This is a genomic window from Streptomyces virginiae, assembly GCF_000720455.1.
In the GTDB taxonomy this organism is placed as follows: Bacteria; Actinomycetota; Actinomycetes; order Streptomycetales; family Streptomycetaceae; genus Streptomyces; species Streptomyces virginiae.
Genome location: NZ_JOAK01000108.1, coordinates 1 through 286, shown reverse-complemented (window position 1 = coordinate 286; position 286 = coordinate 1). Strand labels below are relative to the sequence as shown.

The window sequence follows — 286 nt, the reverse complement described above, 5'->3', positions numbered from 1 at the left end:
CATGGCGAACAACCTCACCGGCCAGGTCCGCAACATCGCCCTCGTCACGACCGCCGTCGCCAACGGCGACCTGTCCAAGAAGATCGACGTGGACGCCCGTGGCGAGATCCTGGAGCTGAAGACCACCATCAACACGATGGTCGACCAGCTCTCCTCCTTCGCCGCCGAGGTCACCCGCGTCGCCCGTGAGGTCGGCAGCGAGGGCCGGCTCGGCGGCCAGGCCGAGGTCGAAGGCGTCTCCGGCACCTGGAAGCGGCTCACCGAGAACGTCAACGAGCTGGCCGGG

The 286-nt window shown here is 68.5% G+C and carries 1 protein-coding gene; it reads left to right on the top strand.

Features of this window, described 5'->3' with window-relative positions; genetic code table 11:
* Positions 1-286, top strand: a 286-nt coding sequence (locus IG86_RS39600) for a HAMP domain-containing protein (protein WP_037943982.1), incomplete at both ends; no start/stop codon positions are given.